Here is an 8,439-nt window from a genome sequence, read left to right on the forward strand (position 1 = left end):
ACGCTTTCATGAAAGCTGTGGTTGGATGGGAGCCGCGTGTCCTTGCGATTGGCGCTGACAGTTTCTTTAAGATAATTATTCGAAGGCATCCATCTGCAGTTTGCTGGTCGTGGGCGCTAGAATGGAATCGCCAGTTTAGAGTCATAGGTTTTTTCGGAGCGCGCGATACCGCTGAAACAATAGTGAAAGACTTCCCAGTCTTGAAGACGGAAACGGTTGCTAATGGGCCAGATGAGATCATCAAATATCGGACCGAAACCGCGTTGGCTGACGATGATGATCTTTTGTTCGACTGTGAGCAGCCGATAGAATCATTCTGAGTTATTGTGTTGTGGCGCGCAATCTGGGCGGGGCCATCGGCATCGCCGCCTGCGCCACCATCCTCAACGACCGCACCAACCTGCATTTCCTGCGGCTGGCGGATCATCTGAACGCGACCAACACGGCGCTGACCGAGCTGATGACGCGCGTCGGGGCGATCTACAGCGATGCGATGGGCGGCGATACGGTCGCCGGCCAGACCGCGGCCTTCAAGCAGCTCTGGGTGCTCACCTGGCGCGAGGCGCAGGTGCAGACCTTCTCGGACGCGGTCTGGATCATTTTCGTCTGCTTCGTCATCGCGACCGCGATGGTGCCGCTCATGCGGAAGGTCGCCCCGCCCAAGGCGCCGACAGCCGACGCGCATTGAGTCTCGAAACCAATCCCTTCCCCTCCGGGAGAAGGTCAGGAAGGGGGATGACGCGATGACCGAGCAGCCCCCTCCCTCACCCTCCCTCGCGAAGCGGCTAGGCCATCTACACATTTTCGCCCTGCGCCGATCGAAGAGAAAAATCGGTGGGAAAAGACGAGTCATTTCAAGGGACGCACGTGAAGAACGCGTCTGCATTGGCTTACTTGGGGTTGGACGCAAGCCATTGATGCAGAATCAATTTCCAGAGATGTGTAGACGGCCTAGCGCGAAGCGGGGGAGGGGATAACCTGGCACCTCGCCTCAGGCGCCGTAGCCGATGACGCCCTTCACCTCGAGGAAGTCGTGGATGCCCCAGTCGGCATATTCGCGGCCGTTGCCCGACTGCTTGTAGCCGCCGAAGGGCGCGAAGGTGTCCCAGGCCGGATAGTTGATCTTGACCTGCCCGGCCCGCAGGCGACGCGCGACCTTGCGGGCGTGATCGAGGTTCTTGGATTCGATGTTGGCCGAGAGCCCATAGACCGTGTCGTTGGCGATCTCGACCGCCTGGTCTTCATTGTCATAGGGCATGATCGACAGCACCGGCCCGAAGATCTCCTCGCGCGCGATGGTCATGTCGGGCCGCACATTCCCGAACACCGTCGGGCGCACGTAATAGCCGCGATTGAGCCCCTCCGGCCGGCCGGTGCCGCCGGTCACGAGCGTGGCGCCTTCCTTGATGCCGCTCTCGATCAGGCCCTGGATCTTCTTGAACTGGATCTCGCTGACCACGGGTCCGAGCACGGTGCCCTGGGCCTTGGGATCGCCGACCTTCTGCGTCTCGGCGGTCTTCTTCGCGACGGCGAGCGCCTCGTCATGGCGGTCGCGCGGCACCAGCATTCGGGTGGGTGCATTGCAGGACTGGCCGCTGTTGCTGAAGCAGCTCTCGACGCCGCTGCGCACGGCGAGCTCGAAATCGGCGTCGGGCAGGATGATGTTGGGCGATTTGCCGCCCAGTTCCTGACTGACGCGCTTGACCGTGTCGGCCGCCGTCTTGGCGACGATGATGCCGGCGCGCGTCGAGCCGGTGAAGGACATCATGTCGATGCCCGGATGGGCCGCCATGACCTGGCCGACCGAAGGCCCGTCGCCGCTGATCATGTTGTAGACGCCGGCCGGGATGCCCGAGGCATGCATGATCTCGGAGAAGATGACGCCGCTGATCGGTGCGATCTCGCTGGGCTTCAGGATCATGGTGCAGCCGGCGGCCAGCGCCGGCGCCACCTTGCAGACGATCTGGTTGAGCGGCCAGTTCCAGGGCGTGATCAACCCGACCACGCCGATGCCTTCGCGCATCACGCGGGTGTTGCCGCGCTGCTCCTCGAACTCGAACGCCTCGAGCGCCTTGATCGTCGATTTGAGGTGGATCTCGCCGGCGGCGGCCTGGGCGTTGAGCGCCCAATCCATCGGCGCGCCCATCTCGTCCGAGACGGCTTGCGCGATGTCGGCCTTGCGCTTGCGGTAATTCTCCAGGATCCGGTTCAGCATGGCGAGGCGCTCGGCCTTGCCGGTCTGGCTGAAGGGGGGGAAGGCGGCCCGGGCCGCGGCCACCGCGCGATCGACGTCGGCGGATGAGCCGGCGGAGATCTTGGTATAGGCCTCTTCCGTCGCCGGATTGATGACGTCGATCGTTGCCGGCTTCACCGGGTCGACCCAGGCGCCGTTGATGTAGAATTTCAGGGCGTTGGACATGGCATTCCTTTTGGCTTGATAGGTTCGAGAGGCGAGAAGAGGGCGCGGTGACCTCATATTATCCCTTCCCCCTCCGGGGGAAGGTTAGGAAGGGGGATGACGCGATGACCGAGCAGCCCCCTCCCTGGCCCTCCCCCGCGAAGCGGGAGAGGGGATAACACGGCGCGGGCTCAGGCGGCGCCGTAGCCGATGACGCCCTTCACCTCGAGGAAGTCGTGGATGGCCCAATCGGCATATTCGCGGCCATTGCCCGACTGCTTGTAGCCGCCGAAGGGCGCGAAGGTGTCCCAGTCGGGATAGTTGATGTTGACCTGGCCGGCCCGCAGGCGCCGCGCGATCTTGCGGGCATGGGGCAGATCCTTCGACTGCACATAGGCGGCGAGGCCATAGACCGTATCGTTGGCGATCTCGACGGCCTGGTCCTCGTTCTCGTAAGCGAGGATGGAGAGAACCGGCCCGAAGATCTCTTCGCGCGCGATGGTCATGTCGGGTTTCACATTGCCGAACACGGTCGGGCGGACGTAATAGCCCCGGTTGAGGCCTTCCGGCCGGCCGGTGCCGCCGGTGACGAGCGTGGCCCCTTCCTTGATGCCGGCTTCGATCAGGCGCTGGATCTTGTTGAACTGGATCTCGCTGACCACGGGGCCCAGGACGGTGCCGTCCACCTTCGGGTCGCCGACCTTCTGCGTCTCGGCGGTCTTCTTCGCGACCGCGAGCGCTTCGTCATGGCGCTGGCGCGGCACCAGCATGCGGGTGGGCGCGTCGCAGGACTGGCCGCTGTTGCTGAAGCAGGCTTCGACTCCCTTGCGCACCGCGGTCTCGAAATCGGCATCGGGGAGGATGATGTTGGGCGACTTGCCGCCCAGTTCCTGCGCGACGCGCTTGACGGTGTCGGCGGCGGTCTTCGCCACGATGATGCCCGCGCGGGTCGAGCCGGTGAAGGACACCATGTCGACATCGCGATGGCCGGCCATGACCTGGCCGACCGACGGACCGTCGCCGCTGATCATGTTGTAGACGCCGGCGGGGACGCCCGCGGCATGCACGATCTCGGAGAAGATGATGCCGCTGATGGGCGCGATCTCGCTGGGTTTCAGGATCATGGTGCAGCCGGCGGCGAGGGCGGGCGCCACCTTGCAGACGATCTGGTTGAGCGGCCAGTTCCAGGGCGTGATCAGCGCCACCACGCCGATGGCTTCCTTGACCACGCGGGTGCCGCCCCGCTGCTCCTCGAACTCGAACTCCTCGAGCGCCTTGATGGTCGATTCCAGATGGACGCGGCCGGCCCAGACCTGCGCCTCGCGCGCCCAGGCCATCGGCGCCCCCATCTCGTCGGACACGGCTTTCGCGATGTCTTCCGACCGCTCGTTATAGATCCCGAGGATCTTCCGCAGCAGCTTGAGGCGCTCGGCCTTCGTGGTCTGCGAGAAGGCAGGGAAGGCGGCCTTGGCGGCCGCGACCGCGCGGTCCACGTCGGCGGTCGAGCCGACCGAGATCTTGGTGTAGGCCTCTTCCGTCGCTGGATTGATGACATCGAGGGTGGCCGGCTTCACCGGGCTCACCCAGGCGCCGTTGATGTAGAACTTCAGCTCATTGGACATGTCACATCTTTCGTTGGTTGCGTGGAGTTCGAATTGAAAGGGGAGGCACAAGGCATGACGGCCCCGCGCTCAGCTCGCCCATGACGCTTATCGAAAGGCCCAGGCGGTCTTCGGCTCGGCTTGTCGGTCGTCAGGCCGCTTCGTAGCCTCGCGATTTGCCGCCCGCCGCCGCTGAACCGGCGAGCTCGCCGAGGAATTCCTTGTGGGTGAGGGGCCGCGAGAACATCGGATAGTTCTTCTCGACCGCGAGGCGCTGCTCCTCGGCGCTGAGGGCTGCCGTGCAATCGGTCAGGGTGACGACGTTGTAACCCTTCTCATAGCCGGTCCGCATGGTGGATTCGACGCAGCAATTGGTGAGGAACCCGCCCAGCGCGATGTTGGTGATGCCCCGGCTGCGCAGGATGAAGTCGAGATTGGTGCTGGCGAAGCCGCACAGCCCGCGCTTGCCTTCGATCACGATATCTTCCTCACGCGGCTTCATCGCATCGACGATCTCCGCACCCCAGCTTCCCTTGCGGAAGGATCTGGAATCGACTACGCCCTTGAGGATCCCGTAGGGCGTCGGGCTGAGCTCGTGATAATCGTCGGTGAAGGTGATCGGCGCGAAGATGATGGTGGCACCCATCGCGCGCGCTCTTTCGACGGTGTCGATGCTGTTGGCCAGCATGTTGGTGCTGTCCATCACCGGCTTCACCGCCTGATGCAGCGTCCCCCCTTCGCTCGTGAAATCGTTCTGATACTCGATCAGAACCACGGCTGTTTTCTTCGGGTCCATCGTCGCCTCCTTTGCGAGGGTTCGGCCGCTCCGGCGGCCGGAAAACGGGCGGCTCTGCCGTCGACGTTATAGCCATTTAAACATAACGCCGGAGCGAACCGGCTGGCAAGCTGGGGCCCCTGTCGCGTCAACGCCGGCCGGTCGCAACCCAGGCGGTGGCGGCCATCGAGCGCGGGCCGTCGGGAAGGCCCGAGAGATAGGCGTCGCGGGTTTTGGCCTCGATCTCGGCCAGAAGCACCGGCGTTGCGGCGCGGACATAATCGCCGACCGGGCCGGTGGCTGCGGCAATCGGCTCCCAGTAATCGGCGAAATCCGCATAGTCCATGCGGATTGTCATGCTACTGCCATGGACATCGCGAAACCCTGCGGCAAGAAGGGCCTCCTCGAGCGCGCCTTTGGCCAGCAGCGGCGCCGAATATTGCTTCGCCCGCCCGCGAGCGCCCGCGGGATCGAGGGCCGCGGCGGTATCCCAGAAGATGCGCTGATAGACGAGGCCGCCCGCAAAATCCCACACCGCGACGCCGACCCGCCCGCCGGGCCGCGTGACGCGATGTATCTCGGCCAGCGCCAGGGCTGGCTTCGACACGAAATTCAATGCCAGCAGGGACAAAGTGCGATCGAAGCTCGCTTCGGCAAAGGGCAGGGCGCAGGCATCGCCGACGAGAAACCGAAGGCGATCGCTGCGCTGCTGGGCTGCAAATTGGACAAAGGGAAATGCAATGTCGATCCCCGTGACGGAGCGCGGCTCGAGGCGTTCCGCAAGCGCCGTGGTGAGGCTCCCCGTGCCGCAGCCGACATCGAGCATCTTTTCGTCGGGTTCCAGGCTCACATGGTCAAGAAACGCCTCGGCAAGCCGACGGCTCCAGCGGCCCATCAGCCGCTCATAGGCGTTGGGATCGATCGCGGTGTAGGTCGATGCCATCTTCGCGCGCTGGGCCTCGGACGTTATAGTTCCCTGAACATACCGCAGTTCGCCAAAGGCGCCGATGACGACCCTCCTCCTGCCGCGCCGCGCTCCCATCGCCCTGGTCCTGGCACTGATCCTGCTCATGGCGGGCAGCCCCACCCATGCGCGCACGATCACGGACGCGGCCGGGCGCCAGGTCGTCATCCCCGACCAGGTCGAGCATATCATGCCGGCGGGGCCGCCGGCCGCCCTGGTCCTTTATACCCTGGCGCCCAAGAAACTCCTCGGCTGGGCGCATAAGCCGCCGGCCGAGGCCCTGGCGCTGCTCGACCCCGCCGCAGCGCAGCTGCCGGAGCTGGGGGCGCTGACCCATGGCGACGACATCGATACCGGCCTCATCCAGAAGCTGCATCCCGATCTGATCGTCGATATCGGCACGGTGTCGCCGCGCTATCGCGATCTGGCCGATAAAGTCCAGGCCGCCACCGGTGTGCCCTATATCCTGCTGGACGGCCGGTTGGACCGGACGCCCGAGCTCTATCGCCTGTTGGGACAGATCACGGGGACGGAGGCAACGGCCGCTGCGCTCGCCGATGAAGCGGGCCGGATCCTGACCGAGGCCCGCGCCGCCCTGACGGCATCGGGATCGGCCTCGCGCCCCAGCGCCTACTATGGGCGCGGCGAGGAGGGGCTCACGGCGGTGGGGCCCAGCGCGATCAGCGCCGAGCCACTGCCCCTGCTCGGGCTGGGCAATGTCGTGCCCGCCGACAAGCCCAAGGGGGATATCGATCGCGCGCAATTGCAGGCCTGGAATCCGGCGGTCGTCCTGACGATGAGCGAAGGCTTCGCGACGCAACTGCGGACCGATCCCGCCTTCGCGCAACTCGCGGCCGTGGCGGATCATCACGTCCTGTTGGCGCCGAAACTGCCCTTCGGCTGGATCGACGAACCGCCCTCGGTGAATCGCCTGCTGGGCCTGCTCTGGGTCGAGCAGGCGCTCGACCCGGAACATTTCACCGGCGATCTGCGAGCGGCGACGCGCTCGTTCTTTCATGATTTTTATCGTCGCGACCTGACCGAAACGGAACTGGATCAGCTCCTGCAACCCCGCTGAAAGGGAAATTCGTCATGAAAATGAGCGCACGCAATCGCTTCGCCGGCACCGTCACCCAGATCAAGAAGGGCGCCGTGATGGCCCAGGTCACCGTCGATATCGGCGGCGGCAACATCGTGACCTCGGCGATCTTCGTCGACAGCGCCGAGGATCTCGCCCTCAAGAAAGGAGACAAGGTCCTCGCCGTGATCAAGTCGACCGATGTGATGATCTTCCGCGAATAGCGCCTTCGCCCGGGACGGGCGGCGACCTCCCGATCAAGCCCGCGCGGCGATGGCTTCTTCCGTCATGTCGCGGCGCAGGCCCGCGATGAAAGAGGCCAAGCTTGCGCTGCGCAGCGGCAGATAGGGCTTCGCCGCATGGCGGCAGAGGCGCTTGATCGTCGCGACCGCGCCATGGCTGATGCAGTCGACCGGGAACATGACCAGGTCGGCGCGGCTGATCAGCCCCGCCAGCAAGGTCATATGGTCTTCGATCCCGCCATCGTGATGCAGCAGGCTGGCATGGCATTGTTCGGCGGCGAGCCGGAAATGCGGCGTCTGGCCGGCGCGGCCGCCCACATAAAGAACGGACCGGCCGCCGAGATCGATCGGCTCCCGGCGGGATGAATCCTGGCCTTGCGCGGCCGCCAGTGCCGCCTCGGTCGCCTCGATCTCGTCGCGCAAGGCGCGGTCGCTTCGCTCGAGCCTGGTAAGGGCTGTCGTCGCCTCATCCAGCGATGCTTCTACGGCTGCGAGCTTTTCCTCGGTCCGTTCGCGCCGCCGCGTCTCGGCCGCCAAGCGGCGCTCCAGATCCGCGATCATCCGCGTGAGCGTCGCCTGCTCCGAGGCGACATCCGGTGAGGCTTCCTCCGATGCATCGGCCGGCGCCTGGCTCAGGGCGTCTGCCAGCAACTGGCGCAGAGTCCGGATCTCGCCATCGCGTGACGAGATGCCGTCACGGAGCTGTTCCTGCTGCCGCGCGGTCTTGGCCTGGAGCTCGGCGTTGTCGGCCTCCAGCTGGCGCAGCCGGCGGATGTCGGCGCGGTTCGCGGCGCCCACCAGATGCGACAGCATATGCACGTCGCCGAAGACCCTGCGGATCAGCGCGTCGTTCGCCTGGGGGTGGGTGAGGGCCGCCCAATAGGCGCCCGGGATCTCGCCTTGTTCCACCGCCTGTTCCCACAGCCGGCGGACCTCGTCCTCGCTCTTGGCGCGGGTGAAGCGCTTGATGCTGAGGCCGTGGCGGCGATCGAGCGCCTTGTGCAGCGCCTTTGCTGGCGCGTCATGCCGGCCGGCAGCCCGGACCGCCTCGCCATGCAGGTCGTGATCGGTCGCGGTCGAGGTCGGGATCATCTGCGCCTTGATCAGGGTCTGGCGCAGCTCCGCCGTCGAGAGGCAGGTGCCGATGATCGAGCAATGGAGATAGCCGCTCAGTTCCCACAAGCGCCGCCGCCGCGGGGCCTGATCGACGCCGAGCGCCTCGCGCAAGCCGGCATTCGCGTCGGGCGCGCGCAGGATCAGCGCCGAGACGGAGGGCATCTTGAAGCCCGGCAGGATCGGGCTCGCCGGGGTCGACAGGGCTTCTCGCGTACGGCTCATCGGGCTTTGACTCGTGATCTCAGTCGGAAAGCATTCGGCGTTC

9 protein-coding genes are annotated in these 8,439 nt (G+C 65.4%); 4 read left to right on the plus strand and 5 right to left on the minus strand.

Going from position 1 to position 8,439, the window contains the following annotated elements; translation table 11 throughout:
* Together ACREE8_RS11150 and ACREE8_RS11155 are read left to right on the plus strand one after the other, a co-directional pair.
* A partial coding sequence (locus ACREE8_RS11150) for a hypothetical protein (RefSeq protein ID WP_431573067.1) occupies nt 1-320 on the plus strand: 320 nt, incomplete at its 5' end.
* Between the two features lie 11 nt (nt 321-331).
* The gene (locus tag ACREE8_RS11155) at nt 332-688 is read left to right on the plus strand and encodes a hypothetical protein (protein ID WP_431573068.1); all 357 of its coding nucleotides are present in this window, start codon (nt 332-334) and stop codon (nt 686-688) included.
* Nucleotides 689-991: 303 nt separating this feature from the next.
* On the opposite strand, the gene ACREE8_RS11160 is transcribed toward ACREE8_RS11155, so the two are convergent.
* The 4 genes from ACREE8_RS11160 to ACREE8_RS11175 form a co-directional block, all read right to left on the minus strand.
* The gene (locus tag ACREE8_RS11160) at nt 992-2,419 is read right to left on the minus strand and encodes an aldehyde dehydrogenase family protein (protein WP_431573069.1); all 1,428 of its coding nucleotides are present in this window, start codon (nt 2,417-2,419) and stop codon (nt 992-994) included.
* 170 nt (nt 2,420-2,589) lie between these two features.
* Nucleotides 2,590-4,020, minus strand: coding sequence for an aldehyde dehydrogenase family protein (locus tag ACREE8_RS11165; RefSeq protein ID WP_431573070.1), 1,431 nt, complete (start codon nt 4,018-4,020; stop codon nt 2,590-2,592).
* Nucleotides 4,021-4,150: 130 nt separating this feature from the next.
* Entirely contained in the window at nt 4,151-4,795 is a 645-nt protein-coding gene (locus ACREE8_RS11170; protein WP_431573071.1) for a cysteine hydrolase, read from the minus strand.
* 127 nt (nt 4,796-4,922) lie between these two features.
* Nucleotides 4,923-5,717, minus strand: coding sequence for a class I SAM-dependent methyltransferase (locus ACREE8_RS11175; protein WP_431573072.1), 795 nt, complete (start codon nt 5,715-5,717; stop codon nt 4,923-4,925).
* A 64-nt stretch (nt 5,718-5,781) separates the two neighbouring features.
* Here ACREE8_RS11175 and ACREE8_RS11180 point away from each other — a divergent pair, with 64 nt between their 5' ends.
* Both ACREE8_RS11180 and ACREE8_RS11185 read left to right on the plus strand, forming a co-directional pair.
* On the plus strand, nt 5,782-6,816 hold the full coding sequence (locus tag ACREE8_RS11180; RefSeq protein ID WP_431573073.1) for an ABC transporter substrate-binding protein: 1,035 nt from the start codon (nt 5,782-5,784) through the stop codon (nt 6,814-6,816).
* Nucleotides 6,817-6,836: 20 nt separating this feature from the next.
* Complete coding sequence (locus ACREE8_RS11185) at nt 6,837-7,040, plus strand: TOBE domain-containing protein (protein WP_431573074.1); 204 nt, start codon at nt 6,837-6,839, stop codon at nt 7,038-7,040.
* Between the two features lie 33 nt (nt 7,041-7,073).
* Here ACREE8_RS11185 and ACREE8_RS11190 read toward each other — a convergent pair whose 3' ends face one another.
* A complete protein-coding gene (locus ACREE8_RS11190; RefSeq protein WP_431573075.1) occupies nt 7,074-8,396 on the minus strand; it encodes a DUF2325 domain-containing protein in 1,323 nt (440 codons plus the stop codon).
* Between the last annotated feature and the right edge of the window lie 43 nt (nt 8,397-8,439).

This window comes from Hypericibacter sp. (assembly GCF_050729195.1).
In the GTDB taxonomy this organism is placed as follows: Bacteria; Pseudomonadota; Alphaproteobacteria; order Dongiales; family Dongiaceae; genus Hypericibacter.

What these genes read in the sequence shown, in the direction of transcription:
- ACREE8_RS11160 (WP_431573069.1), bottom strand. Translation starts at nt 2,419, where the DNA reads ATGTCCAACGCCCTGAAATTCTACATCAACGGCGCCTGGGTCGACCCG.
- ACREE8_RS11165 (WP_431573070.1), bottom strand. Translation starts at nt 4,020, where the DNA reads ATGTCCAATGAGCTGAAGTTCTACATCAACGGCGCCTGGGTGAGCCCG.
- ACREE8_RS11170 (WP_431573071.1), bottom strand. Translation starts at nt 4,795, where the DNA reads ATGGACCCGAAGAAAACAGCCGTGGTTCTGATCGAGTATCAGAACGAT.
- ACREE8_RS11175 (WP_431573072.1), bottom strand. Translation starts at nt 5,717, where the DNA reads ATGGCATCGACCTACACCGCGATCGATCCCAACGCCTATGAGCGGCTG.
- ACREE8_RS11180 (WP_431573073.1), top strand. Translation starts at nt 5,782, where the DNA reads ATGACGACCCTCCTCCTGCCGCGCCGCGCTCCCATCGCCCTGGTCCTG.
- ACREE8_RS11185 (WP_431573074.1), top strand. Translation starts at nt 6,837, where the DNA reads ATGAGCGCACGCAATCGCTTCGCCGGCACCGTCACCCAGATCAAGAAG.
- ACREE8_RS11190 (WP_431573075.1), bottom strand. Translation starts at nt 8,396, where the DNA reads ATGAGCCGTACGCGAGAAGCCCTGTCGACCCCGGCGAGCCCGATCCTG.